The sequence below is a fragment of the Microbacterium lacusdiani genome (assembly GCF_054779895.1).
Genome location: NZ_BAAGXJ010000027.1, coordinates 19,281 through 43,620 on the forward strand (window position 1 = coordinate 19,281; position 24,340 = coordinate 43,620).

21 protein-coding genes are annotated in these 24,340 nt (G+C 71.6%); 12 read left to right on the forward strand and 9 right to left on the reverse strand.

What is annotated here, in order from left to right; translation table 11 throughout:
* Positions 1-9: 9 nt before the first annotated feature.
* The 5 genes from ACYVGN_RS11765 to ACYVGN_RS11785 all read left to right on the forward strand — a co-directional run bounded on the left by ACYVGN_RS11765 (position 10) and on the right by ACYVGN_RS11785 (position 6,411).
* Positions 10-1,866, forward strand: a complete 1,857-nt coding sequence (locus tag ACYVGN_RS11765) for a phosphoenolpyruvate carboxykinase (GTP) (protein WP_460790971.1) — start codon at positions 10-12, stop codon at positions 1,864-1,866.
* A gap of 208 nt (positions 1,867-2,074) precedes the next feature.
* On the forward strand, positions 2,075-3,535 hold the full coding sequence (locus tag ACYVGN_RS11770) for an ABC transporter permease (protein ID WP_460790973.1): 1,461 nt from the start codon (positions 2,075-2,077) through the stop codon (positions 3,533-3,535).
* Positions 3,536-3,578: 43 nt separating this feature from the next.
* Entirely contained in the window at positions 3,579-4,301 is a 723-nt protein-coding gene (locus ACYVGN_RS11775) for an ABC transporter ATP-binding protein (protein ID WP_460790975.1), read from the forward strand.
* Positions 4,302-4,380: 79 nt separating this feature from the next.
* Entirely contained in the window at positions 4,381-5,133 is a 753-nt protein-coding gene (locus ACYVGN_RS11780) for an IclR family transcriptional regulator (protein WP_460790977.1), read from the forward strand.
* 105 nt (positions 5,134-5,238) lie between these two features.
* On the forward strand, positions 5,239-6,411 hold the full coding sequence (locus ACYVGN_RS11785; protein ID WP_460790979.1) for a 4-hydroxybenzoate 3-monooxygenase: 1,173 nt from the start codon (positions 5,239-5,241) through the stop codon (positions 6,409-6,411).
* Here ACYVGN_RS11785 and ACYVGN_RS11790 read toward each other — a convergent pair.
* The 6 genes from ACYVGN_RS11790 to ACYVGN_RS11815 form a co-directional block, all read right to left on the reverse strand.
* On the reverse strand, positions 6,384-7,628 hold the full coding sequence (locus ACYVGN_RS11790) for a Bcr/CflA family efflux MFS transporter (RefSeq protein WP_460790981.1): 1,245 nt from the start codon (positions 7,626-7,628) through the stop codon (positions 6,384-6,386). The genes ACYVGN_RS11785 and ACYVGN_RS11790 overlap by 28 nt on opposite strands.
* 4 nt (positions 7,629-7,632) lie before the next feature.
* Positions 7,633-8,487 carry an ABC transporter ATP-binding protein gene (locus ACYVGN_RS11795; protein WP_460790982.1) on the reverse strand — a complete coding sequence of 285 codons (855 nt, stop codon included), beginning with the start codon at positions 8,485-8,487 and terminating at the stop codon, positions 7,633-7,635.
* A complete protein-coding gene (locus tag ACYVGN_RS11800) occupies positions 8,477-9,253 on the reverse strand; it encodes an ABC transporter permease (RefSeq protein ID WP_460790984.1) in 777 nt (258 codons plus the stop codon). Before ACYVGN_RS11800 ends, ACYVGN_RS11795 begins: the two co-directional genes overlap by 11 nt.
* Complete coding sequence (locus tag ACYVGN_RS11805; protein WP_460790985.1) at positions 9,250-10,095, reverse strand: ABC transporter permease; 846 nt, start codon at positions 10,093-10,095, stop codon at positions 9,250-9,252. The genes ACYVGN_RS11800 and ACYVGN_RS11805 overlap by 4 nt, the downstream gene beginning before the upstream one ends.
* 9 nt (positions 10,096-10,104) lie before the next feature.
* Positions 10,105-11,112 carry an ABC transporter substrate-binding protein gene (locus ACYVGN_RS11810; protein ID WP_460790986.1) on the reverse strand — a complete coding sequence of 336 codons (1,008 nt, stop codon included), beginning with the start codon at positions 11,110-11,112 and terminating at the stop codon, positions 10,105-10,107.
* A 126-nt stretch (positions 11,113-11,238) separates the two neighbouring features.
* Positions 11,239-11,697, reverse strand: coding sequence for a MarR family winged helix-turn-helix transcriptional regulator (locus ACYVGN_RS11815; RefSeq protein ID WP_460790988.1), 459 nt, complete (start codon positions 11,695-11,697; stop codon positions 11,239-11,241).
* An 87-nt stretch (positions 11,698-11,784) separates the two neighbouring features.
* On the opposite strand from ACYVGN_RS11815, the gene ACYVGN_RS11820 reads away from it, so the two are divergent.
* The 6 genes from ACYVGN_RS11820 to ACYVGN_RS11845 all read left to right on the forward strand — a co-directional run bounded on the left by ACYVGN_RS11820 (position 11,785) and on the right by ACYVGN_RS11845 (position 18,676).
* The gene (locus ACYVGN_RS11820; protein WP_460790989.1) at positions 11,785-12,708 is read left to right on the forward strand and encodes an SDR family oxidoreductase; all 924 of its coding nucleotides are present in this window, start codon (positions 11,785-11,787) and stop codon (positions 12,706-12,708) included.
* Positions 12,709-12,719: 11 nt separating this feature from the next.
* Complete coding sequence (locus ACYVGN_RS11825) at positions 12,720-13,604, forward strand: amidohydrolase family protein (protein ID WP_460790991.1); 885 nt, start codon at positions 12,720-12,722, stop codon at positions 13,602-13,604.
* Positions 13,601-14,773 (forward strand): acyl-CoA dehydrogenase family protein, encoded by a 1,173-nt coding sequence (locus tag ACYVGN_RS11830; protein WP_460790992.1) that lies wholly within the window; start codon positions 13,601-13,603, stop codon positions 14,771-14,773. Before ACYVGN_RS11825 ends, ACYVGN_RS11830 begins: the two co-directional genes overlap by 4 nt.
* Before the next feature lie 21 nt (positions 14,774-14,794).
* Positions 14,795-15,250, forward strand: coding sequence for a MaoC family dehydratase (locus tag ACYVGN_RS11835; RefSeq protein ID WP_055992833.1), 456 nt, complete (start codon positions 14,795-14,797; stop codon positions 15,248-15,250).
* 44 nt (positions 15,251-15,294) lie between these two features.
* Positions 15,295-16,920, forward strand: a complete 1,626-nt coding sequence (locus tag ACYVGN_RS11840) for an acyl-CoA synthetase (RefSeq protein WP_460790994.1) — start codon at positions 15,295-15,297, stop codon at positions 16,918-16,920.
* 79 nt (positions 16,921-16,999) lie between these two features.
* Positions 17,000-18,676 (forward strand): tannase/feruloyl esterase family alpha/beta hydrolase, encoded by a 1,677-nt coding sequence (locus tag ACYVGN_RS11845; protein ID WP_460790995.1) that lies wholly within the window; start codon positions 17,000-17,002, stop codon positions 18,674-18,676.
* 4 nt (positions 18,677-18,680) lie between these two features.
* Here ACYVGN_RS11845 and ACYVGN_RS11850 read toward each other — a convergent pair whose 3' ends face one another.
* Positions 18,681-20,561 (reverse strand): ABC transporter ATP-binding protein, encoded by a 1,881-nt coding sequence (locus ACYVGN_RS11850; protein WP_460790997.1) that lies wholly within the window; start codon positions 20,559-20,561, stop codon positions 18,681-18,683.
* Positions 20,562-20,605: 44 nt separating this feature from the next.
* Entirely contained in the window at positions 20,606-22,162 is a 1,557-nt protein-coding gene (locus tag ACYVGN_RS11855; RefSeq protein ID WP_460790999.1) for an aldehyde dehydrogenase family protein, read from the reverse strand.
* 199 nt (positions 22,163-22,361) lie between these two features.
* Here ACYVGN_RS11855 and ACYVGN_RS11860 point away from each other — a divergent pair, with 199 nt between their 5' ends.
* Positions 22,362-23,036 carry a GntR family transcriptional regulator gene (locus ACYVGN_RS11860; RefSeq protein WP_460791001.1) on the forward strand — a complete coding sequence of 225 codons (675 nt, stop codon included), beginning with the start codon at positions 22,362-22,364 and terminating at the stop codon, positions 23,034-23,036.
* 59 nt (positions 23,037-23,095) lie between these two features.
* On the opposite strand, the gene ACYVGN_RS11865 is transcribed toward ACYVGN_RS11860, so the two are convergent.
* Positions 23,096-24,337: an ABC transporter substrate-binding protein gene (locus ACYVGN_RS11865; RefSeq protein WP_460791003.1), complete on the reverse strand. Its 1,242-nt coding sequence runs from the start codon at positions 24,335-24,337 to the stop codon at positions 23,096-23,098.
* Between the last annotated feature and the right edge of the window lie 3 nt (positions 24,338-24,340).

Genomic DNA, 24,340 nt, shown 5'->3' on the forward strand with positions numbered 1-24,340 from the left:
GAACTACGGATGGCCATCATCGAGAGCCCCACCGCCCGTGCGACGACGGAGTTCGCATCGTTCGGCGCCCAGCCCGACATCGACGGACCGGGCATGGCCGCCCTCGTTGCGTGGGTCGACGATGTCGCCGCGCTCACGCAGCCGGACCGCATCCATTGGGTCGACGGCTCGGCCGAGGAGAACGCCGCGCTGCTCGAGCAGATGGTGGCGGACGGCACGCTGATCAAGCTGAACGACGAGAAGCGCCCCGGCTCGTACCTGGCGCGCTCGGACGAGGGCGACGTCGCCCGCCTCGAGTCGCGCACCTTCATCTCGTCGGAGCGGGAGGAGGACGCCGGCCCGACCAACAACTGGGTCGCGCCCGCCGAGATGCGCGCCACGCTGCGCCCCCTGTTCGAGGGCTCCATGCGGGGCCGCACGATGTTCGTCGTGCCGTTCTCGATGGGCAAGATCGGCGGCCCGATCTCGCAGCTCGGCGTGCAGCTGACCGACAGCCCCTACGCGGTCGTCTCGATCGAGATCATGACCCGCGTGGGCGACGCCGTCACGGAGCTGATCGCCGAGGGCAAGCCGTGGGTGCGCACCGTGCACTCGGTCGGCGCCCCGCTGCGCGACGGCGAGGAGGACGTCGCCTGGCCCAGCAACGACGAGAAGTACATCGTGCACTTCCCGGACACGCTCGAGGTGTGGTCGTTCGGCTCGGGCTACGGCGGCAACGCCATCCTGGCCAAGAAGTGCTACGCGCTGCGCATCGCCTCGGTGCTCGGCCGCGACCAGGGCTGGATGGCCGAGCACATGCTCCTCATCCGCGTGCTCGACCCGCAGGGCCGCGCCTACCACGTGGCCGCCGCGTTCCCGTCGGCGTGCGGCAAGACCAACCTCGCGATGCTGCGCCCGACCATCCCGGGATGGAAGGTCGAGACGCTCGGCGACGACATCACCTGGATCCGCCCGGGTGAGGACGGCCGCCTGTACGCGATCAACCCCGAGGCCGGATTCTTCGGCGTCGCGCCCGGAACGGGCGAGTCGACCAACGTCACCGCGGTCGAGACGCTGTGGGGCAACGTCCTCTTCACGAACGTCGCGCTCACCGACGACGGCGACGTCTGGTGGGAGGGCCTGACCGACGAGGCGCCCGACCACCTGATCGACTGGCGCGGCGACGACTGGACGCCCGACTCGGGCCGTCCGGCCGCGCACCCGAACTCCCGCTTCACGGTCTCGGCCGCGCAGGCGCCCTCGATCGCGGACGACTGGGAGGAGGCGGTGCCGCTCGACGTCATCCTGTTCGGCGGACGTCGCGCCACCAACGTGCCGCTCGTCGTCGAGTCGTTCAACTGGGAGCACGGCGTGTTCCTCGGATCGACCATCTCGTCGGAGCGCACCGCCGCGGCCGAGGGCAAGCTCGGCGAGCTGCGCCGCGACCCGTTTGCCATGATGCCGTTCTGCGGCTACAACATGGGCGACTACATGGCGCACTGGCTCGAGATGGGCGGCAAGGCCGAGAAGCTCCCGAGGATCTACCAGGTCAACTGGTTCCGCCGCGGCGCGGACGGCCGGTTCCTGTGGCCCGGATTCGGCGACAACTCGCGCGTGATCGACTGGGTCATCCGCCGCCTGCAGGGCGAGGCGGAGGCGGTCGTGACCCCGATCGGCCTCATCCCCGCTCCGGGTTCACTGAACCTCGACGGCATCGAGGTGCCGCAGGAGGACCTGGACGAGCTGTTCTCCATCGACCCCGATGCCTGGCTCGAGGAGGCCGACCTCACCGAGGAGTTCTACTCGCTCTTCGGCGACAAGACCCCGGCGGCCCTGCGTGCGCAGCTCGACGCGCTCCGCACCCGCCTCAAGGCTGCGAAGGACTGACCGCACTCGGTCCTTCGCCGCGGGCTCGCCCGGTGCCGCACACACCGGAGCCCGCGACGTGGAACGGCCCGCCCCTCTTCCGATCCGGGGGCGGGCCGTTCATCGTCTCCGCGATCCATAGGCCCTCCATAACCGAGGCCGATGAGCCGGATGGGGGCGGTTCGTAGCGTCATCCCGACGGCCGGGTCGTCCGGTCGAGAGGAGACTCATGTACTGGACCTATCTGCGGCGCGAACTCGCGGGCCGCAAGAAGCAGACGATCATCGTCGCGGCAGGGCTCGCCATCGCGATCGCCCTCGTGATCGTCGTGAACTCGCTCGCGGCGGGCGTGCGTGACGCACAGGCCGCGGCGCTCGCGTCCGTGTACGGCGTGGGCACAGACCTCACGGTCAGCGGCGCCCAGGCTGAGCCGGGCGAGGGCGGCCGGCCGTCGTTCCAGTTCGGCGAGGACGAGGGCACCGAGAACGAGGACGGCTCGACCACGATCAGCCAGTCGCAGCTCATGACCGACATGCGGCGCGGCACGCTGGTCGCCTCGACGGTCGAGACGGTCGCCGGCGTCGACGGTGTCGCTCAGGCCACCGGTGCGCTGAGCCTGACCAACACCACCTTCGACGGCGAGCTCCCCGACATGTCCGAGGCGCCCGCAGCGGGTGAGGCCCCTGCCGAAGGCGAGGCGCCGGGTGGTGGCCAGGGTGGCGGGTTCCGGGGCGGACAGTTCGGCGTGGACTCGTTCTCCGTGCTGGGCATCGACCCCGCGGTCACGTCGGTCGGCCCGCTCTCGTCGGCCGAGCTCGTCGACGGTCGGCTTCTGGAGGCGGAGGACGCCGGTCATGACGTCGTGGTGCTTGATGAGACTTACGCGACGAGCAGCGATCTGGCGGTCGGCGACTCGATCGACGTCGGTGGCACGGACATGGAGATCGTGGGCGTCGTCGCGTCGGCATCCGCCGACGCCGACACGGCCGCGAACGCCTACCTGCCCCTCGACGTGGCGCAGACGCTGTCCGGCGCGGGTGAGGTCGTCTCGACCGTCTACGTGCAGGCGGCCTCGTCGGATGCGATCGCGGCCGTGCAGTCCGCGCTCGAGGAGGCTGTGCCGGAGGCGACCGTGAGCTCGCAGTCCGAGCTCGCCTCCACCGTCTCCGGATCCCTGTCGAGCGCGTCCTCGCTCATCACGAGCCTCGGCACGTGGCTGTCGGTCATCGTGCTCGCGGTCGCCGTGGCCCTCGCCGTGCTGTTCACGATCTCGGGGGTGTCGCGGCGCACGCGGGAGTTCGGCACGCTCAAGGCGATCGGATGGTCCGACCGTCGCGTGATCCGGCAGGTGGCGGGCGAGTCTGTCGTCCAGGGGCTGATCGGGGGTGCCGTCGGCCTCGCCATCGGGCTCGGCGGCGTGCTCGCGATCAACCTCATCCAGCCCACGATCTCGACCACGGCCGCGGACCAGGGCGCCGGCGGCATGCCTGCGGGCGGGCCGGGCGGCGGCGGTCCGTTCGGGCAGCTCGCGCAGGCGACGAGCGAGATCACCCTGACCGCGCCGGTGTCCCCGACTGTCATCCTCGCGGCCGTCGGGCTCGCGATCGCCGGCGGACTCGTCGCGGGAGCCTTCGGCGGCTGGCGTGCCGCGCGACTGAGCCCGGCCGAGGCACTGCGTTCGGTCGCATGACCGTCACCACACCATCCGACACCATCCGACAGGAGAGCAGGACATGACAATCGTGGCATCCGAGCAGGACGACGTCACCGAGAACGCGGGTGCCCCCGCGTACCGGATCGCCGGCGTCAGCAGGACCTACCAGCAGAAGGGGCGCGTGGTGAAGGCGCTCACGGGCGTCGACATCGAGATCGCCCGGGGTGACTTCGTCACCATCCAGGGCCCGACGGGTGGTGGCAAGTCCACGTTCCTGCAGATCCTCGGCGCGCTCGAGCGGCCCACCGCGGGCGAGGTCTTCCTTGCCGGGAAGAACATCGCCAGGGCGTCGGCGGCCGAGCTCGGTCGGCTCCGAGCGCACCAGATCGGCTTCGTGTTCCAGGGCTTCAATCTCATCCCGACCCTGACGGCGGCCGAGAACGTCGACATGGGTCTCGAACCGCTCGGGCTCGCCCGCGTGGAGCGCACCCGCCGCGTGGCGGACGCGCTGGCGCGGGTCGGGCTGGCCGACCGCGGCGACCACCGGCCGGGCGAGCTGTCGGGCGGTCAGCAGCAGCGGGTCGCGATCGCGCGCGCGATCGCCAAGCGGCCCACCGTGCTGCTCGCGGACGAGCCGACCGGAAATCTCGACGAGAGCATGCGCGACGAGATCCTGCAGGTGCTGGAGCAGCTCAATGCCGAGGGGCTGACGCTCGTCGTCGTGACCCACGACTCGGCGGTCGCGCGTCGCGCGGGCCGACGCCTGCGCCTGGAGAAGGGCGTCGTGCGCGAGCTCACCTGATCGCAGCGGGGCGGGGCCCCTCGGGGATGGGCCTCGCTCCGTCCTGCTGCTCGCCGCTTCGGTCTGACAGGGTGAGTGCGTGGCGAATTCGCGGTCCGGGGAGTCCGTCGCGCAGCGGATCGTGCGCGTGCTCGAGACGTTCGACGTCGACCGCACGGCGCAGACGCCCACGCAGGTCGGGCGGCGCGCCGGACTGCCCTCCTCGACGGCGCACCGGCTGATCACGGAGCTCGTCGACAACGGCATCCTCGATCGAGACGAGGGCGGGCAGGTCCGGCTGGGGATGCACCTGTGGGAGCTGGCCCAGCGCGGCTCGCGGGCCCTCCGCCTGCGGCAGGCCGCGCTGCCATTCATGGAGCGGGTGCAGTCCCGCCTGCGCGAGCACACGCAGCTCGCGGTCCTCGAGCAGGGTGAGACCCTGTTCCTCGAGCGGCTGTCCCATCCGGACGCGGTGTCGAACATCGCTCGGGTGGCCGGGCGCCTGCCCTTGCATGCGTCGTCGGCCGGACTGGTGCTGCTCGCCTTCGCGGATGAGGAACTCCGACGGCGGGTGCTGTCCGGGCCTCTGCCCGCGGTCTCGCCCGAGACGGTCACCGATCCCGGGGCGCTGGAGGCGATCCTTGCCCGGGTGGCCCGGGAGGGGGTGGTCGTCGCCCACGGGTACGTCGAGTCGGTGTCGACCGCGGTCGCCGTGCCCGTGCGCGAGCGCGGCCGCGTCGTCGCGGCCCTGTCGGCCGTGCTGCCGCGGGATGCCCCGACCGCCGGTGCCGCGGACGAGCTGCGACGCGCGTCCGCCGGCATCACGCGTGCGCTGGAGGAGCCGCCCGCCTGATTCCCGTTGAACGGGCAGGCGATCGCGACGGAGGGCGGCGGCATCCGACACTCGGAAGACGGACCCGGCGAGGATGCCGGCCGCTTCGAGGAGGAAGGGCACACCATGACCGAGCGCACCCAGGTGGCCATCGTGGGGGCGGGGCCCGCGGGCCTGCTGCTCTCGCACCTGCTGGACCGGGCGGGCATCGCGTCCATCGTGATCGACGCCCGCACGCGGGAGGAGATCGAGACGACCATCCGGGCCGGCATCCTCGAGCAGGGGACCGTCGAGGTCCTGTCCGGGAGCGGCGCCTCCGACCGCGTTCTGTCCGTCGGCCATCGCCACGAGGGCATCGAGCTGCGATTCGAGGGCGAGGGCCACCGCATCGACTTCGCCGCGACCGTAGGGCGCGCGGTCTGGCTCTACCCGCAGCACGAGGTGCTCAAGGACCTCGTCGCCGTGCGGCTTGCCGCGGGCCAGGACATCCGCTTCGGCGTGACCGCCGATGCCGTCGACGATGTCGAGACCGACCGGCCGCGCGTGCTCGCGACCGGCCCGGGCGGCGAGCGGATCGAGATCGAGGCGGACGTGGTGGTGGGTGCCGACGGGTCGCGCGGCGTGACGCGGCAGGCGGTCACCGGCGCCCACGGCGGCTACTTCCGCGAGTACCCGTTCGCGTGGTTCGGCATCCTGTGCGAGGCGCCGCCCTCGGCCGACGAGCTGATCTACAGCAACTCACCCGCGGGCTTCGCGCTCATCAGCCAGCGCAGCGCGACCGTGCAGCGGATGTACTTCCAGTGCGACCCGGACGAGGATCCGGAGCGGTTCTCGGAGCGCGAGCTGTGGGACATGCTGCAGGAGCGCGTTCCCGGCACGACGCTGCACGAGGGGCCGATCTTCCAGCGCGACGTGCTGCGCTTCCGCAGCTTCGTCGCGCACCGGCTGCTGCGCGGACGGGTCGTGCTGGTCGGCGACGCGGCCCACACGGTGCCGCCCACCGGGGCCAAGGGGATGAACCTCGCCGTCGCGGACGTCGTCATGCTCGTGGATGCGCTCCGAGCCCTCCTCCTCGAGGGCGACGACCGGCCGCTCGAGGCGTTCCCCGAGCGCGCCCTTGAGCGCATCTGGAAGGCCCAGCACTTCTCCTGGTGGATGACGAGCATGCTCCACGTGGCGCCGGACGCCAGCGACTTCGACCGCCGCCGGCAGGTGGGGGAGCTGCGCTCCGTGGTCGAGTCGGAGCACGGCCGCGCCTACCTCGCGGAGGCCTACACGGGGTGGCCGCTCGCGCGCTGAGCGGTCCGGCGCTCCCACGCCCGGCCGAGGGCCGCGGCACCGGCCGCGAGCGCGGTAGCCCCGGCCATGCCGGCGGCGGCGGGGAGGGCCGTGTGGTCGCCCCAGAGGCCGCCGAGCGGCGAGGCCGCGGCCCCGATCGAGAACTGGAACAGGCCCAGCGCGGCCGACCCGGAACCGGCGGCGAACGCGGCCCGGCCCAGCGTCAGCGCGGACGCGTCCGACATCCCCGCGGCGCAGCCCGCGGTGAAGAGGCAGACGAGCGGAACCCACGCCCAGAGCGTGAGCGACCCGAGCGCGGCGAGCGCGGCGAGCGCGGCGGCGGCCGCGAAGGACAGCGCGTGCCCGGCGCGCAGGGCGCCCTGCGCCCCCAGCCGCGGGAGCGCACGGGCATTGAGCCAGGCGCCCGCGACGAAGGCGACGGATCCGGCCGAGAAGGTCAAGGCGTACGCCAGCGCGGATGCCTCGAACACCCGCTGAACGACGAACGACGAGGCGCCGATGTAGACCATGAGCCCCGCGTAGGTGAGCGCATACGCGAGCGCGTGACCCAGGAACGAGCCGTCGCGCGCGAGGCGCGCGAGGTTGGCGAGCAGCGGCCCCAGCCGGGCCGGATGCCGCTGCTCGCGCGGCAGGCTCTCCGGGATCAGCAGCAGCGCGACCGCGAACATCGCGGTCGCGACGACCGAGAGCCCGAGCAGGGCAGCCCGCCATCCGCCCCAGCCCGTGAGCAGGGCGCCGAGCGGACTGCCGAAGACCGGCCCGAGGCCCATCATCGCGATCAGGATGCTCACGCCGCGAGCGGCCCGCTCGCCCGACGCGAGGTCGGCGACCACGGCACGCGCGAGCGCCGCGCCCGCCGATCCCGACAGCCCCTGCACGAACCGCAGGGCCACGATCCACGCGAGCGTGGGGGCGGCCGAGGCGGCGAAGCCCGCGGCCGCGAAGACCGCGAGGCCCACGAGCAGCGTGCGGCGCCGGCCGAGCGCGTCCGAGATCGTGCCGACCAGGAACTGGCCCAGCGCGGCCCCCACGAGGTACGACGTGAGCGTGAGCTGGACGGCCGCCGCGCCGACGCCGAAATGGGCCTGAAGGTCCGGGAACGCCGGCAGGTACAGGTCGGTCGACACCGCACCCGCCATGCCGACGAAGCCGAGCGCGCCGAGAAGCCCGGGGGTCAGCTCGGGGCGGGCCGCGGGGGCGCCGGGCGGGCGGCGCATCCGGTCAGCCGACCCGCGCCTCGTCGGGGTGGAAGCCGCGCTTCGCGAGCTGGATCTGCTCGTACACGTGGTGCCGCAGCTCCGTGAACCGGGGGAGCGCGCGGGTCTCGAGCTGATCGCGCTGATCCGGCAGGTCGATGACCAGGTCCTCCTGGATCACGGTCGGCGAGGACGACAGGATGATCACGCGCGAGCCGAGGTACACCGATTCGTCGATGTCGTGCGTGACGAACAGCACGGTCACGCCGAGTCTCTCCCTGATCGATCGCACCAGATCCTCGAGGTCGGCGCGCGTCTGCGCGTCGACGGCCGCGAAAGGCTCGTCCATCAGGAGCACCTCGGGCTGGTACGCGATCGCGCGGGCGATCGCCACGCGCTGCTGCATCCCGCCCGACAGCTGCCACGGGTAGGACCGCGGCACGTGCGAGAGCCCCACACTGTCGAGCGCCTCGGCGACCAGCTCCGCGCGCTTCGCCTTCGGCACACCCGCATTCTTCAGCGGCAGCTCGACGTTGTCGGCCACGCGCAGCCAGGGGAACAGCGACCGGCCGTACTCCTGGAAGACGACCGCCATCTTCTTGGGCGGGCCCGTGACGCGCCGGCCGTCGAGGACCACCTCGCCGGCGGTCGGCTCGAGCAGGCCGGCGATGCACTTCAGCAGCGTGGTCTTTCCCGATCCGGACGGGCCCACGAGGCAGGTCAGCTCGTTGCGGCCGAGGTCGAAGGTGAGGTCGCGGACGGCCTCGATGGGACCGCCGTCGGTCTCGTACACCTTCTTCAGCCCGCGGACGGACAGCAGGGTCTGCTCGGGCGGGAGGGTGCGGCCGTGTCCCGCGACGACGATGTTCTCAGGAGGCATTCTCGAGGTCCTTCAGTCCGTGGTACCAGCGCAGGATGCGGCGCTCGACGACCTGGAAGAGCATCGAGACCGCGAAGCCGATCAGTCCCAGCACGAGGATGCCCGACCACATCTCGGGCACCGCGAACCGGCGCTGGAACTGGATGATGGAGAACCCCAGACCCGATGACGAGAAGAACATCTCGCTGATGACCATCAGGATGATCCCGATCGGCAGGCTCTGCCGCACGCCCGCCAGGATCTGCGGGGCGGCGGCGGGCAGGATCTGGTAGCGCACCCGGTTGAAGCCGTGGATGCCGTAGGAGCGGCTGGTCTCGGTCTGGACCGAGTCCGTGGCGCGCACGCCCTCGATCGTGTTCAGCAGAACGGGCCAGATCGCCCCCAGTGCGATGACCGTGATCTTCATGCTGTCGTCCACGCCGATGAGCAGGCCCAGCACCGGGATGAGCACGGGCGGAGGCACCGCGCGGAAGAACTCGAACACCGGCTCCGTGAAGGCACGCACGCCGCGGCTCAGACCGACCAGCAGCCCCACCAGCACGCCGAGCGCGATCGCGAGACCTGTGCCGAGCGCGAACCGGCTGAGGCTCGGGACGACGTCGGTGAGGAGCCGGTCGCCGATCCACGTCTCGAAGAACTCGGTCACGAGCGGCACCGGCTTGGGGACGAAGATGCTCGTGGCGCCGAGCGTCGCGACGTACCAGATCGCGATCAGCGCGATCGGCAGCCCGAGCGTGAAGGCGATCGCCTTGAGGGTGCCCCTCATGCGCCCTCTCCTCTCACGGACTGGTGCCACGACAGCAGCCGACGCTCGGCCGCGCGCACGCCGAGGTTGATGACCACGCCCAGCGCGCCCGTCGCGAGCACCAGCGCGTAGGTCGAGGCGTAGAGGCCGGCGTCCCGCGACGCGGCGATCTGCTGTCCGAGGCCGGGCGTCCCGATCACGAGCTCGGCCGTGACCGCGAGGATGAGCGCGACCGCGGCTGCGAGGCGCACGCCGGTGACCAGGTAGGGGAGCATCGTGGGGAAGACCACGTCGCGCACCCGCTGCCACCAGGTGAAGCCGTAGCTGCGGGCGGTGCTCATCGCGACGGTGTCGACGTCGGCGACGCCGTAGAGCACCTGCATGAAGATCTGCCAGAACGCCCCGTAGGTGATGATCAGCAGGCTCTGCTGCAGCGGGACGCCGAGCATCAGCACCGCGAGCGGGATGAGTCCCACCGACGGGATCGGCCGCAGGAACTCGATGGTGGATCGGGTCAGCTTGCGCAGGAACGGCGAGAGCCCGATGACGATCCCCAGAGGCACGGCGAGCGCGAACGCGAGGAGCATGCCGAGGGCCCACGACGTCACCGTCTGCCCGATCGCGATCCAGAACCCGGTCAGCGTCGCGTTGACGCCGAAGCGGGCGAGCACCTCGGTCGCGGGCGGCAGGTACGTCGGGTCGACGGTGCCGGTGCGGGAGACCAGCTCCCAGATCGCGAGGAAGGTGATCACGCCGGCGAGGCCGAGCAGCAGACGTCGGGGGCGGAGCCTCCGACGCCTGCTGCGCTGCTCGGCGATCGCGACGACGCGCGTGATCGTGTCGGGCGGAGCGGTGGACGTCATGGAGCGGCGTTACGGGATGATGACCGTGTCGAGGTCCGGCTCGGTCGACACGAAGCCGTGCTTGGCGGCGAGAGCGCTGAGGTCCACCAGCAGCTGCGGGTCGAGCTCGCCTGACAGGCGCTCGAGGCGCAGGTCCATGGCCGCCGCCTCGGGCATGCCCGTGAGCGAGGCGATGGCCTCGCCGAAGCCCTCGCGATCGGCGTTCACCTGCTCGAGGACGTCGCTGATCGCGCCGCGCCAGGTCTCGACGAGCTCCGGGTCCTCCTCGGCCAGCTGGCCGGACGTGAAGGTCACCATGGTGGGCAGGCCCGGAAGGGCGTTCTGGTTCGGGTAGCCGACGACCGAGTACTTGTCCGGGGCTGCGAGCGCCGCGCCGAGGAACGGCTCGGGGATCCAGACGGCGTCGACGTTGCCGCTGTCGAGCTGGGCGAGCGCATCCGGGAACGCGATCTCGATGAACTCCACGGCGCCGGGATCGCCGCCCTCCATCTCGACGGACTCCTTGATCGTCAGGTCGCCCTGCGTGTTGACGGCGTTCACCGAGACCTTCTTGCCCTCGAGGTCGCTCCAGGACTCGATGCCCTCGCCGGCGCGCGTGACGACGGCGTTGATGTCCTCGCCCTCGGCGAGCGAGAACGAGTAGCCGCTGGCCACGCGCATGTCGACGCCCTGGCTCGCGGCGACGAGCACGGACAGCGGGTTGCCGACGCCGAAGTCGATCTGACCCGTGGAGACGGCCGGGAGCATGGCGGCGCCTCCCTGGGCTTCCTGCAGGGTGACGTCGAGGCCGTGCTCCTCGAAGATGCCGTGGTCGACGCCGTACTGCACGGCGGCCGACGGCGCGATGGTGAGGATGCCGACCGTGATGGGTGTCAGCTCGCCGTCGGCGGGAGCCGACGCGGCGGGGTCGGACTCGGCCGGGGCGCCGCTCGGGGAGCCCGAGCTGCACGCGGCGAGCGAGAGGAGGCCTGCGGCTGCGAAGGCCGTGGCGGAGAGGATTCGGGTGCGGGGGGACATGGTGCTCAGCGACTCCTTCGTGACTGAGTGCGCCGACCGGCGCGGGTTGGCCCCAGTGAACACGCAACCATTGAAGATGTCAATGGTTGTGGTTTTCACGAAGGATCGAGCGCGCCCTCTCGGGGGTCAGTCGGGGAAGGCGAGTCGGTACAGCAGGTCCCGCAGGCGGTCCTGGTCGTCCTGGTCGAGCACGCCCAGTACCTCGCGCTCCGCCGCGTTCGTGGCGCGCTCCGCCTTCGCGTGCAGCGCGCGGCCGGCCGCGGTGGCGACCACCACCTTGGCGCGGCGGTCGTTGGGGTCCGGCTCCCGCGCGACGGCGCCGCGCTGCTGCAGCTCGTCGACGAGGGCCACGACCTGGCTCGGGTCCAGTCGCAGATACTCGGCGATGTGCCGCTGCGACAGCCGCGCCTCCGCCACGGCGAGCGCGAGGACCGAGTAGGAGCGCACGCGCAGGTCGAACTCCGCGAGGGCGGCGTGGGCGACCGCGAGGGATCGGGCGTTCGCGCGCGCGAGCAGGAACGCCGTGTCGCTCGCCAGGGGCTGCTCGGTCACCGGCGCGTCCGCGCGCCCGCCGTCGCTCGTCATGGGGAGACTCTAGCAAAGTGGATCAGGTCAATCATTGACATCATCAAGAATCTGCGCTGGGATGATGCCGATCGAAGGAGATTCCGCATGACACTCACCGGCAAGGTCGCCATCGTCACCGGATCGGGCCGCGGGCTCGGTCTCGCCTACGCCCAGGAGCTCGCGCGCCAGGGCGCATCCGTCGTCGTGAACGACGTGGACCAGGCCACCGCCGACGAGGCCGTCGCCGCGATCGAGGCCCAGGGCGGCCGTGCGACTGCGGTCGCGGCGCCCGTCGGCCCGACCGAGACGGCGAAGCGGCTGGTCGACGCCGCGTTCGACGTCTACGGCCGCCTCGACATCGTGGTGACGAACGCCGGCGTGCTGCGCGACACCGTGCTGTGGAAGATGAGCGACGACGACTTCGACACCGTGATCGGCGTGCATCTGCGCGGAACCTTCACGGTCGTCCGCGAGGCCGTGATCCGGCTGCGGGAGCAGGGCGAGGGCGGCCGCATCATCGCGATCGGATCGCCCACCGGCCAGCGCGGCAACTTCGGACAGACCAACTACGCCGCGGCCAAGGCCGGCATCGTCGGCATGGTCCGCACGTGGGCGCTCGAGCTCAAGAAGGCGGGCATCACGGCGAACGCCGTCATCCCGGTCGCCGCGACGGCGATGACCGCCACGGTGCCCTACTTCGCCGCCGCGGTCGAGGCGGACGAGAAGGGCGAGCCCATGCCGCCGTTCTTCCGGCACGACCTCGGATTCGGCACGGCGGCCGACGTGGCCGGCCTGGTCGCCTACCTCGCGTCGGACGCGGCCGCCGGTGTGACGGGCCAGGCCATCGGCGTGGGCGGCGATCGCCTGCAGCTCTGGTCGCACCCCGAGCCGGTGGCCACGGCCTACCGTCAGGGCGGGTGGACGTACGACGCGCTCGCGGAGTCGTTCGCGACCGAGCTGGGCGAGCTGCAGTCGGTCGGCGAGACGTTCCCGCCGCTGCCCGAGGAACTCCAGCGCCCTCGGGCCTGACCCGGAGCATCATGACCCGCTACGAACCGGCGATCGACGTCGATGCGATCGAGGCCATCGACACGCACGTGCACATCGAGGTGGACGCCCACGGGCACTCGTCGCTGCCTGACGACCTGCAGGAGGCCGCCAGCCGGTACTTCCGCACCGACGGCCCCCGGCCGGACCTCGATGGGGTGGCGGAGTACTACCGCGAGCGCCGGATGGCCGCGGTCGTCTTCACGGTCGACGCGACGACGAACCTCGGGCAGCGGCCGATCTCGAGCGCCGACATCGCCGAGGGCGCCGCGCGCAACAACGACGTGCTGATCCCGTTCGCGTCCGTCGACCCGAATCGCGAGGACGCGCTCGACGAGATGCGCCGCCTGCTCGACGAGCACGGCGTGCGAGGCTTCAAGTTCCATCCCACGGTGCAGGGCTTCTCGCCGGACGATCCCCGATACTTCCCGGTCTACGAGCTCGTGCAGGAGGCGGGTGTGCCGGCGCTGTTCCACACGGGGCAGACCGGGATCGGCGCGGGGATGCCGGGCGGCCGCGGGCTGCGGCTCGCGCTGTCCAATCCGATGCTGCTCGACGCCGTGGCGGCGGAGTTCCCGGAGCTGCAGATCGTGATGGCCCACCCGTCCGTGCCGTGGCAGGACGAGGCTCTGTCGGTCGCGACACACAAGCACTCGACATGGATCGATCTGTCGGGATGGAGCCCGAAGTACTTCCCGGCCGAGCTGGTCCGCTACGCGAACTCGGTGCTGAAGGACCGCATCCTGTTCGGATCGGACTTCCCGCTCCTGACCCCGGACCGCTGGATGCGCGACGCCGAGGCGGCGGGCACGTTCAAGCCCGAGGTGCTGCCCGGGATCATGAAGCACAACGCCGTCCGACTGCTGGGGCTGTCATGACCGATCCCGTGCTGGATCGCTACGGCTTCGCGGAGCGGCACCTCGGCGTCGCCGCGCGCGCGGCGCTCGCCGGGCTGGCGGAGACGCTCGAGCGCGACATCAGACCCCTCATGGACGACGCGTGGGACCGCGCCGTGATGCCCGGCGAGGTGCTCGACGCGCTCATCCCGCTCCGGCTCATGGACCCGCCGGGGGTCGCCGCCGACGAGGCCGACACCAGCATGTTCTCGGGCTTCCGATGCTTCACCCTCGCGCGGTCGGACGTGTCGGTCGCCACCATGTACACGGCGCAGGCCGGCCTGTTCCGCACGGCCGTCCGGCACGGCGGCTCGCCCGAGCAGGCGGAGCGCTGGGACCCCGCGGTCCGCTCGTTCGAGATGCGCGGCGTGTTCTGCCTCACGGAGCCCGACCACGGATCCGACATCGCGGGCGGCCTCGCGACACGGGCCCGCCGCGAGGGCGACACCTGGGTCATCGACGGCGAGAAGCGCTGGATCGGCGGCGCCGACGTCGCCGACGTGCTCGCGGTGTTCGCGCGCGACGAGGCCGACGGACAGGTCAAGGCGTTCCTGGTCGACCGGCACGCCCCTGGCGTGGACATCCGGGTCATCACGGGCAAGGTCTCGCTGCGGCCGATGCAGAACGCGCACATCACCCTCCGCGGGGTCCGCGTCGAGGAGGAGCGCCGGCTGCACGGCGTGAACTCCTGGCGAGACGTCGCCGGGCTCCTGCGGCGGATGCGCTCGGACGTCGCCTGGATCGCGACGGGCCTGCAGGCGGGAGCGCTCGACGCGGCCGTGCGCTACACGACCTCCCGCGAGCAGTTCGGCCGGCAGCTGGGCGGCTTCCAGCTGGTCCAGGAGAAGCTCGCCCGGATGCTCGGCAACGTCACCGCGTCGCTCGCGCTCGTGACCGCCCTCTCCGCGAACCAGGACGCCGGCGTCTGGAGCGACGAGAACTCCGCCCTCGCCAAGATGGTCACGGCCGAGCGGGCCCGGGAGAGCGGGGCGCTGGCGCGGGAGCTGCTGGGAGGCAACGGCCTGCTGCTCGAGAACGACGCCGCACGCTTCTTCGCCGATGCCGAAGCCGTCTACTCGTACGAGGGGACGCACGACATCAACGCCCTCATCGTCGGACGCTCTCTCACGGGCGCGTCCGCTTTCGCCTGACCCCTTCCAGAAGGAGACCTCATGACGACCACCGCCACCTTCGACGAGCTGACCTCCCTGGCCGGCCGCGACCTCGGCTGGACCGAATGGGCCGAGATCGCGCAGGAGCGCGTCAACACGTTCGCCGACGCGGTCGACGACCACCAGTGGATCCACACCGAGCCCGAGCGCGCGAAGGACGGCCCCTTCGGCGGCGCCATCGCGCATGGCTTCCTCACCCTGTCGCTGGCGACCCGGTTCTGGAGCGAGCTGCTCGAGACCGAGGGCGTCAGCACCAAGGTCAACTACGGCCTGGACAAGGTGCGTTTCATCTCGCCGGTCCCCGTGGGATCCCGCATCCGCATGAACGCCGTGATCGCCGAGGTCGAGGAGGTCAAGGGCGGCGGCGTGCAGTTCACGGTGGACCAGACCTTCGAGATCGAGGGGGCCGAGCGCCCGGCCGTGGTCGCGCGCGGGCTCTATCGCTTCTACCGCTGACCCGCGACACCACCATTCCGCCTCGACGAAGAGGAGCGACGACGATGTCCTATCCCGGAATCGGATCCTGGCCGGCCGTGCGCCGCACCCGCACGCCCGACAAGCCCGCGCTGATCTTCGGCGATCGCACGTACACGTATCGCGAGTTCGCCGACGCCGCGGATCGGATCGCGGCGGTGCTCGCCATCAAGGGCATCGGCAAGGGCGACGCCGTGGCGTTCATCGGCGAGAACAGCCCCGCCTTCCTGCAGGCGCTGTTCGGCGCCGCGCAGCTGGGCGCGGTGTTCGTGCCCATCAACACGCGGCTGGCCCCGCCCGAGGTCGCGCACGTGCTGACCGACAGCGGCGCCCGCGCGGTCATCTACGACCCGGAGCTGTACGACAAGATCCTGCCGGGCGTCGAGGCCGGCGGCATCGCTCACGTCATCCCGACGGGAGAGGGAGACGAGGCCGACCCGGGGCTCGACCGGCTCATGCGGGTGCCCAAGGGCGGTCGCGTCGACGTGCCGGTCTCGCCGGACGAGCCGGCGGCCGTCATGTACACCTCGGGGACGACGGGCAAGGCGAAAGGCGCCGTGCTCACGCACGCCAACCTCACCTGGGTCTCGCTGAACTGCGCGCTGGACTATGACCTGCTCTCGTCCGAGGTCGCGCTGCTGATCTCGCCGCTCTTCCACGCGGCGGCGCTCGGCATGGGCGCCCTGCCGATCATCCTCAAGGGCGGCACCATCGTCCTCGAGAAGGGCTTCGATCCCGGGCGCGCGCTCTCCCTCATCCAACGGCACGGCATCACGATGCTCAGCGGCGTCCCGACGACCTACCAGCTCATGGCCGACCACCCCGACTGGGCTTCGACCGACCTGTCCAGCTTGCGCCGCCTGACCTGCGGCGGATCCGCCGTGCCCACCCGGATCCTCGACGTGTACGAGGAGCGGGGCCTGAAGTTCACGCAGGGCTACGGGATGACCGAGACCTCGCCGGGTCACACGGCGCTGCCCGCCGACAAGACCCGCCAGAAGCAGGGGAGCGTGGGACTGCCGCACTTCTTCTCGGCCGTGCGGATCACCGACGAGAACGGGGACGTCGTCCCCAGCGGGACCGTCGGCGAGATCGAGGTGCGCGGGCCGAACGTGTTCCCGGGGTACCTCAACCTGCCCGAGGAGAACGCCAAGGCGTTCACGGAGGACGGGTGGTTCCGCTCCGGCGACATAGGCTTTCTCGACGCCGACGGGTACCTGTTCATCGCCGACCGGCTGAAGGACATGATCATCTCCGGTGGGGAGAACATCTACCCGGCCGAGGTCGAGAACCACCTGTTCGACATCGAGGGCGTCACGGGCGCCGCCGTGATAGGGGTGCCCGACGAGAAGTGGGGCGAGGTGCCCTGGGCGATCCTGACCGTGCAGGGCGGGCGCGACGTCACCACGGAGGAGGTGCGTGCGCACCTGGACGGCCGGATCGCGCGCTTCAAGATCCCGAAGAACGTGATCGTGGTCGACGAGCTGCCGCGCACCGCCTCGGGGAAGGTCCGCAAGGCGGACCTGCGCGCGCGGTTCGGCGCGGGGGCCGAGACGCCGCGACCCACCGGCACCGCGATCCCGTGGCAGACCGAGACCGTGCGCACGGTGCCTCCGAAGAAGCGGCGCCCGCGGCTCGGCCGAATGAGCTAGGGCGCGCCGGGGGAGGAGCGCCGTCCGGACCCGTCCGCAACGATGCGGGCGTGAACCCTCGATGAGGAGGAACCCCCACATGAAGAGAACACCCCCGGCGGTGCTCGCGGCGGCCGCGGCGATCGCCCTGCTGATCGGCGCGCCGGCGCCCGCCACAGCCGCGCCGCCGCCCGACATCCCGCAGGTCGCCCCCGCGACCCCCGGCGAGCTGCTCGAGTGCGAGTCGCTCATCGGCTTCGAGTACGAGGCCACCCGCATCACGGCGGCCGCCTTCGCTCCCGCCGGGGCGCAGCCCGCCCACTGCCGCGTCACCGGACAGACGAACGAGCGGGTCGGCGAGGACGGTCAGCGCTACGCGATCGGCTGGGAGATGCGCCTGCCCGCCGACTGGGCCGGTCGCTACCTCTACCAGGGCAACGGCGGCATCGACGGCTCCGTCGCCCCGGCCCTCGGGAACTTCACGGGCGGCCAGGAGCGGTCGGGCCTGGCGATGGGCTTCGCCATCATCAGCTCCGACGCGGGGCACACGGGCGCGCAGAACGGTTCGTTCGGCAACGACGGCCAGGCACGCCTCGACTTCGGCTACAACACCGCGGTGACGCTGACGCCCCTGGCGAAGGCGCTCATCGAGGCGGCGTACGGCCGCGGGCCGGACACCTCGTACTTCGCGGGCGGATCGAACGGCGGCCGCCACACCATGGTCGCCGCCACGCGCCTGGCCGACGAGTACGACGGCTTCCTGCCGGTCGCACCGGGCTTCAACCTGCCGCAGGCCGCGGTGGCGCAGATCGCCGAGGCGCAGCTGTTCAACACCGTCGCGACGGTGCCGGGCAACCTGAACACCGCGATCACTCCCGCCGAGCGCGCGGTGATCAAGGCGGGCATCCTCGAGCGCTGCGACGGGATCGACCGGCTGCGCGACGGGCTCGTGCAGGACAGCGAGCGATGCGCGAAGTTCTTCGACATCCACCGCGACGTCCCCACGTGCGAGGGCGAGCGCGACGGCACCTGCCTGAGCGTCGCGCAGAAGGACGTGCTCGCCCAGGTCTACGCCGGCGTGACCACCAGCACCGGCGAGGAGATCTACGAGTCGTTCCCCGTCGATGCGGGCATCATGAACGGCGACTGGGCGACCTGGAACCTGTTCATCAGCGTCGCTCTCGATCCGCTGGCCGTGGGCACGGTGTTCATGCCGTATCCGGACTACTCGATCCTCGCGTCGCCGCTGACGGCGGACGTCGACGCCATGGAGGCGGGCATCTACGAGGCCGGCCTGTCTGGCCAGAGCGCGATGGAGTTCATGACGCCGCTCGGGGACGACACGGACTACGACACCCTGCGTGACACGGGGGCGAAGATGATCGTGATCCACGGCGCGTCCGACGCGGTGTTCAGCGCCGACGACACGGCCCGCTGGTTCACGGAGGTCGACAAGGCGTACGGCAACAAGGCGGAGGACTTCATCCGGTACTTCCAGGTGCCGGGCATGGCCCACGTCTCGGGCGGCGCCTCGACCGACAAGGTCGACGCCCTCGGCGCCCTCATCGACTGGGTCGAGAACGGCGTCGCGCCGGATCGACTGATCGCGGAGGCGCGCGCGAACAACGCCGAGGCGATGGCGGCGGGTCTCGCTCCGGGCGCCGAGCGTCCGCTGTGCGTGTACCCGCTGGTCGCGCGCTACGAGGGCGGCGACCCGGATTCCGCCGACAGCTTCGCCTGCAAGGCGAGCTCGGGCGACCCGGCCAGCGCGGACTAGGGGCTCAGACCAGCAGCTGGTGGCGGGCGAGGTCGCGATACAGCGGCACGCTCGCCACCAGCTCGCTGTGGGTGCCCTGGCCGATCACGCGGCCGTGGTCGAGCACGATGATCCGGTCGCTGTCGACGACCGTCGACAGGCGGTGGGCGATCACGAGCAGCGTGCGGCCCTCGGCCACCGCGTCGATCGCGTCGCGCATGAGCTGCTCGTTGAGGCCGTCGAGCGACGAGGTCGACTCGTCGAGCAGCAGGACAGGCGGCGCGGCGAGCAGAGCCCGCGCGATCGCGAGGCGCTGGCGCTCGCCGCCCGACAGCATGACGCCGTCCTCGCCGACGGGGGTGTCGATCCCCAGCGGGCCGCGGTCGATCACCGAGCCGAGGTTCACGGCCCGCAGCACGCGCTCGCAGTCCGCGTCGCTCGCGTCGGGGGAGGCGAGGCGCAGGTTGTCGGCGAGCGTGCCGGCCAGCGTCGGGGCGTCCTGCTCGACGTAGCCGAACCGGGAGCGCAGCTCGGTGCGCGACAGCTCGCGCACGTCCTGGCCGTCCAGCTCGATGCGGCCCGAGGTCGGGTCGTAGAACCGCTCGATCAGGGCGAGGATCGTGGACTTGCCTGCGCCGCTCGGGCCGACCAGCGCGACGCGCGCCCCGCGTGGCACCTCGAAGGTCACGCCCCGGAGCACGTCGCCGTGCCCGGCCTCGGCGCCCGCTTCCGCCTCGTCGACCGCGCTCTCGTCGAGCGGCAGGTGCGCCTCGAGGGCCTCCTTCGCGGCGCGCTCACGCGCCGCGACAGCGGCCTCCGGGTAGCGGAAGCGCACGTCGCGGAACGCCAGTGCCGGCGCGCCCTCGACCGGTGCGGCCGGACGCGGCTCGGGATCGGCCGCGGTCTCGTCGGGCAGGTCGAGGATCTCCTGGATGCGGCCCAGAGCGCCGAGGGCCTGGCCGACGCTCGTGATCGCGCCGAACGCGGAGGCGAGCGGCATCACGAGCAGGAACAGGAACATCACGAACGTCACGAGGCTGGACACCGACACGGCACCGGACGCCACGCGCATGCCGCCCACGCCCAGCACGACGAGCATCGACGCCTGCAGCGCGATCCCGGCGATCGGCACCACGAGCGCCGACGCGCGCGCGACCTCGACGCCCGCCTCGAACGCCTCCGTCGCCTTGGCCGCGACGGCGCGCTCTTCGCGGTCGGAGGCGCCCGCCGCGCGGATCGTCCGCACGGCGCCGATCGCCCGCTCGACGCCGCTGGTGAGCTCGCCGACGCGCGCCTGCTGCGCGGCCGTCGCGCGCCGCATCCGGCCGCTCAGCGACACGACCGCGAGCACGCTCAGCGCGAGCACGCCCACGATGCTGAGCAGCAGGATCGGGTCGATCACGAGCATCGCGATGAGCGCGCCGGCGAACAGCAGGATGCTGCCGACGCTGTCGGCGAGGCCCTGCGTGAGCACCGCGTAGAGCATCGTGGTGTCGGTGCCGACGCGCGAGACCAGGTCGCCCGTGCGGCGCGCGTCGAACTCGCCGATCGGCAGGTGGAGCAGGCGCGCGATCAATCGGCGCCGGCTCGACAGGACGACCGCCGTGCCGGTGCGCTGCAGCAGGTAGTGCTGGTACGCGCTGACCGCCGACGAGACGATCACGAAGGCGATCAGCGCCACGATCAGCAGCCCGAGGGGCTCGCTGTCCTGCACTCGCGCGATCACCTCGCCGATGAGGAGCGGCTGGATGAGGGTCGTCAGCGCCGCGATCACGCTCAGGATCGACACCCACACCAGGACGCGCTTGTGCTCGAACACGAACGGCAGCAGCTGGCGCACGGTGGCGCGGGGGCCGTCGTCCCTCGCGGGACGGGCGAACGGGCTGCGGCGCGGTGAATCGGACATCGTGTCCTATTCTCTCGCGACCGCAGCCCGCTCCGTTCCGCCTCTCAGTGCGCCATGGCCTTCAGCGCCTCCTCGTCGAGCACCGCGATCGAGCGGGTGTCCTGGAAGGCGCGGACACCCTCGATGCCCTGTTCGCGGCCGAAGCCCGACTGCTTCATGCCGCCGAACGGCGCGCGGAGGTCCAGGCGGGTGGCGCCGTGGTCGTTGACCCAGACGTAGCCGCACTGCAGCTGCGCGCCGATCCGCTGCGCGGTCCCCGGATCGGCCGTCCACACCGAGCCGCACAGGCCGCCCCAGGTGTCGTTGGCGGCGGCGATCGCCTCGTCCTCGGTGTCGAACGGGATGAGCGGGATCACGGGGCCGAACTGCTCCATGGTGACCACACGCAGCGACGGATCCGGATCGATCACGAGCGCCGGTCGCAGGAAGTTGCCGCCTGCGAGTTCGCCGCCGGGCAGCTCGCCGTACTCGCGCACCTCGGCCCCCGCGTCCTTCGCCTCCTGGATGATCTCCTCCACGAACGCCTTCTGCGCCGGCTGGTGCAGCGGGCCCATCGTGGTGCCCTCGTCGAGCCCGTAGCCGAGCTGCACCTTCTGCAGCCGCGCCTCGAGGCCGGCGACGAGCTCGTCCAGCCGCGAGCGGTGCACGTAGACGCGCTTGGCGTTCATGCAGATCTGGCCGGTCGTGTCGTAGATGGCCGCGAACAGCCGGTCGAGGTGCGTGTCGTCCAGGATGGCGTCCTCCGCCACGACCGCCGCGTCGTTGCCGCCCAGCTCGAGCGTCACGCGCGTGAGCGTCTTGGACGCCATCTCCATCATCCGCTTGCCGCCGTTGACGCTGCCGGTGAAGCACAGCTTCGCGACATCCGAGTTCTGGATGAGCCCCGCCATGTTCTCGTCCTTGCCGGTCACGATGTTGAGCACGCCCGGCGGCAGCTTCTCGGCCACGCGCTGCACGACGCGCGCCGTGGCGAGCGGGGCGGAGGGCGGCGGCTTCACGATCGCGGTGTTGCCCGCCAGGAGGGCGTGCGGCAGCGAGGCGCCGAGGATCGCGATCGGCCAGTTGAACGGCACGATGATCGTCGTCACGCCCAGCGGCTGGTAGCCGACCTGCGTCGTCACGGGGATGCCTGGTGCAGGCTCGAGCACCTTGCCCTGGTCGACCTCGTCCGCCAGGGCCAGCGCGAGGTTCCAGCGGATCTCGAACACGAGCGCGTCGATCCACGCCTCCATGCGGATCTTGCCGTTCTCCTGCGACAGGATGGCGGCGTCCTCGTCGCGGTCGTCCGCGATGCCGGCGATCGCGTCGGCCATGGCCTTGGCGCGCTCCTGCGCGGAGAGCGCGGACCACGCGGGGAACGCGGCCTTTGCGGCCGCCACCGCGTCGGCGACGTCCTGCGGCGACGCGGCCGCGGCCTCGCCGACCACCGCGCCCGGCTTGCCGGGGTCGGCGATCTTGAGCGTCTCTCCCGTGAACCGCTCCTCGCCGCCGATGTAGAGCCCGGTCCGTACGGCCGACTCGGTCGCCGTGCCGACGTCCGTGTCGTTCGCCGGGCCGGATGCCGCGTCCGTGCTGACCACGGCGTTCTCGGTGTCCGTCATGGGATCACTCACCTCTCTGTGGGATCGCGCTGGGGGGATCACGCCGGCCGTCGAGCGCCGCGGCGTGTATCGCCCAGTCTCATCGGGGTCGCGCGGTACGACAAGGGTTGTCGCCAATATGTGGGACGATCCTGGCGGTTGCGGCGAGAATGAGCGGGAGGGGCATCGTCGCGCCCCGGAGACCGCGCGAGGAGGAAGCGTGCCGACCACCACCGAGCCGCAGACCGCGGGCGTCGAGGGCGCCGCCCGCCCCGCCGCCGCCGAACTGACCGACCGCATCCGCGAGGCCCTGCTGAGCGGCGACTTCGCGCCGCATCAGCGCCTGATCGAGGCCGACCTCAGCGACCGCTTCGAGGCCAGCCGCGCGTCCGTGCGGACCGCCCTGATGAACCTCGCGGGGGAGGGGCTGGTCGAACGGCTGCCCAACCGCGGAGCCCGCGTGCGCGCGATCACGGTCGATGAGGCCATCGAGATCGTCGAGGTGCGCATCGGGCTGGAGGTGCTGTGCGCGCGGAAGGCCGCCGAGAACCTCACCGAGGAGGACGCGTCGGGCCTCGTCGACCTGCGCGAGCGCATCCAGGCCGCCGTCGAGGCGGGCGATCTGGTCGGCTACGCGTCGCTGAACCAGGAGATGGACCGGCGCATCCGCGAGATCAGCGGTCATGCCACCGCGACGCGGCTGCTCGAGCGGCTCCTCGCGCAGTCCGCGCGTCACCAGTTCCGGCTGGCCTATCACCCCGGCCGGATCAACCAGTCCGCGCCGGAGCACATCGCGATCATCGACGCCGTGCTGGCTCGCGACGCCGATGCCGCGGCCGAGGCCACCCGGCGCCACCTCGAGGGCATCATCGCGCTGCTGTCCGACATGCGCTGATTCCCGGCGGCGAGGGGCGCCCGGTGGGGGGTTCCCGCCGGGCGCCCTTCGTCATCCGATCAGTCCTCGAACGTCTCGGCCTCCGCGTAGCCCTGGCCGTTGTAGCGCTGGACCACCACGGTCGACACGGCCGGCTGCCCGTCCTGCGTCGTGTCGATCGACGTGCCCTCGAGCATCAGCGGCGCAGTGAAGCCCGAGATGCCCTGCAGCGCCTCCATGAAGCTCTCGCGCGTGGGCTCCTCCATCGCGGCGAACGCCTCCTGCAGCGTCGCGCCGACCATCCAGCTCCACATGCAGTGCGGGAAGTTGGGCGTCGTGGTGTAGTCGCCCGAGTGCTCCTCGAGCGCCGCGAGGAACGTCTTGACGTCCTCGTCCTCGGCGAACGCGGGGCTCTGGGGCGCCTTGGCGAACGACACCGAGTAGTAGCCGTGCTCGGGGTCGGCACCCGCCGGCCCGAGGATCGCCACGGGGCTCGACGTGTTCGACGGCAGGAACCAGCTCGGCGACCAGTCGAGCTCCCGCGCCTTCTCGATCGACGAGATCACCAGCGGGGTGATCGACATCGCGTTGAAGAACACGTCCGCGTCGGTCGCGGCCAGCTCGGTCAGCTGCGCGTCGACTGAGGTGTCGGTCGCCTCGTACGTGAGCTCCTTCACGATCTCGATGTTGTCGGCGCCCTCGACGGCGGTCTTGAAGCCCTCGACGTAGCCGGCGCCGTAGTCGTCGTTCTGCGACAGGATGGCGACCGTGAGGTCCTCTCCCGACGAGGCCAGCAGGTCACCGAACGCCTCGCCCTCGTTCTGGTAGATCGGCACGAAGCCGAGCTGCCACGGGCTCTCGGTGCGGTCGCTGAAGAGCGGGTCGCCCGTCATGACGAGCACTTGCGGCACCTCCTCCTCGATCGCGGCCTCGCGGTAGGCGCGGTTGGTGGGAGTGCCGAGGCCCGACGTGAACGCGAACACGTCCGCCTGGTTCTGCTGGAAGTTCGACAGCGCCTTCTGGGGGTCGTAGGCGTCGTCGAACGCCTCGATGACGACCTCGCGCGTCTTGCCGTCGCCGAACTCGACCGGCCCGGTCTCGCCGAAGTAGGCGACCAGTCCCGCGACCGTGCAGTTGCCCGGTCCGGCCGTCGCGCCGCTGAGCGGCGTCGTGACGCCCAGCGTGATGGTCTCGTCCGTGATGCCGGGGCTGGCGGCCGCGCCGCCGTCCCCGCCTCCGCCGTCGGCGCCTCGCGCACAGCCGCCGAGGGCGAGCGCGAGGATGGCTCCGCCGGCGACGATGCCGAGGGCTCTGCTGCGCATGTC

Excerpts from the sequence above, each read along its gene's own strand:
- ACYVGN_RS11765 (WP_460790971.1), top strand. The coding sequence starts at position 10 with ATGGCCATCATCGAGAGCCCCACCGCCCGTGCGACGACGGAGTTCGCA.
- ACYVGN_RS11770 (WP_460790973.1), top strand. The coding sequence starts at position 2,075 with ATGTACTGGACCTATCTGCGGCGCGAACTCGCGGGCCGCAAGAAGCAG.
- ACYVGN_RS11775 (WP_460790975.1), top strand. The coding sequence starts at position 3,579 with ATGACAATCGTGGCATCCGAGCAGGACGACGTCACCGAGAACGCGGGT.
- ACYVGN_RS11785 (WP_460790979.1), top strand. The coding sequence starts at position 5,239 with ATGACCGAGCGCACCCAGGTGGCCATCGTGGGGGCGGGGCCCGCGGGC.
- ACYVGN_RS11790 (WP_460790981.1), bottom strand. The coding sequence starts at position 7,628 with ATGCGCCGCCCGCCCGGCGCCCCCGCGGCCCGCCCCGAGCTGACCCCC.
- ACYVGN_RS11795 (WP_460790982.1), bottom strand. The coding sequence starts at position 8,487 with ATGCCTCCTGAGAACATCGTCGTCGCGGGACACGGCCGCACCCTCCCG.
- ACYVGN_RS11800 (WP_460790984.1), bottom strand. The coding sequence starts at position 9,253 with ATGAGGGGCACCCTCAAGGCGATCGCCTTCACGCTCGGGCTGCCGATC.
- ACYVGN_RS11805 (WP_460790985.1), bottom strand. The coding sequence starts at position 10,095 with ATGACGTCCACCGCTCCGCCCGACACGATCACGCGCGTCGTCGCGATC.
- ACYVGN_RS11810 (WP_460790986.1), bottom strand. The coding sequence starts at position 11,112 with ATGTCCCCCCGCACCCGAATCCTCTCCGCCACGGCCTTCGCAGCCGCA.
- ACYVGN_RS11815 (WP_460790988.1), bottom strand. The coding sequence starts at position 11,697 with ATGACGAGCGACGGCGGGCGCGCGGACGCGCCGGTGACCGAGCAGCCC.
- ACYVGN_RS11820 (WP_460790989.1), top strand. The coding sequence starts at position 11,785 with ATGACACTCACCGGCAAGGTCGCCATCGTCACCGGATCGGGCCGCGGG.
- ACYVGN_RS11825 (WP_460790991.1), top strand. The coding sequence starts at position 12,720 with ATGACCCGCTACGAACCGGCGATCGACGTCGATGCGATCGAGGCCATC.
- ACYVGN_RS11830 (WP_460790992.1), top strand. The coding sequence starts at position 13,601 with ATGACCGATCCCGTGCTGGATCGCTACGGCTTCGCGGAGCGGCACCTC.
- ACYVGN_RS11835 (WP_055992833.1), top strand. The coding sequence starts at position 14,795 with ATGACGACCACCGCCACCTTCGACGAGCTGACCTCCCTGGCCGGCCGC.
- ACYVGN_RS11840 (WP_460790994.1), top strand. The coding sequence starts at position 15,295 with ATGTCCTATCCCGGAATCGGATCCTGGCCGGCCGTGCGCCGCACCCGC.
- ACYVGN_RS11845 (WP_460790995.1), top strand. The coding sequence starts at position 17,000 with ATGAAGAGAACACCCCCGGCGGTGCTCGCGGCGGCCGCGGCGATCGCC.
- ACYVGN_RS11850 (WP_460790997.1), bottom strand. The coding sequence starts at position 20,561 with ATGTCCGATTCACCGCGCCGCAGCCCGTTCGCCCGTCCCGCGAGGGAC.
- ACYVGN_RS11855 (WP_460790999.1), bottom strand. The coding sequence starts at position 22,162 with ATGACGGACACCGAGAACGCCGTGGTCAGCACGGACGCGGCATCCGGC.
- ACYVGN_RS11865 (WP_460791003.1), bottom strand. The coding sequence starts at position 24,337 with ATGCGCAGCAGAGCCCTCGGCATCGTCGCCGGCGGAGCCATCCTCGCG.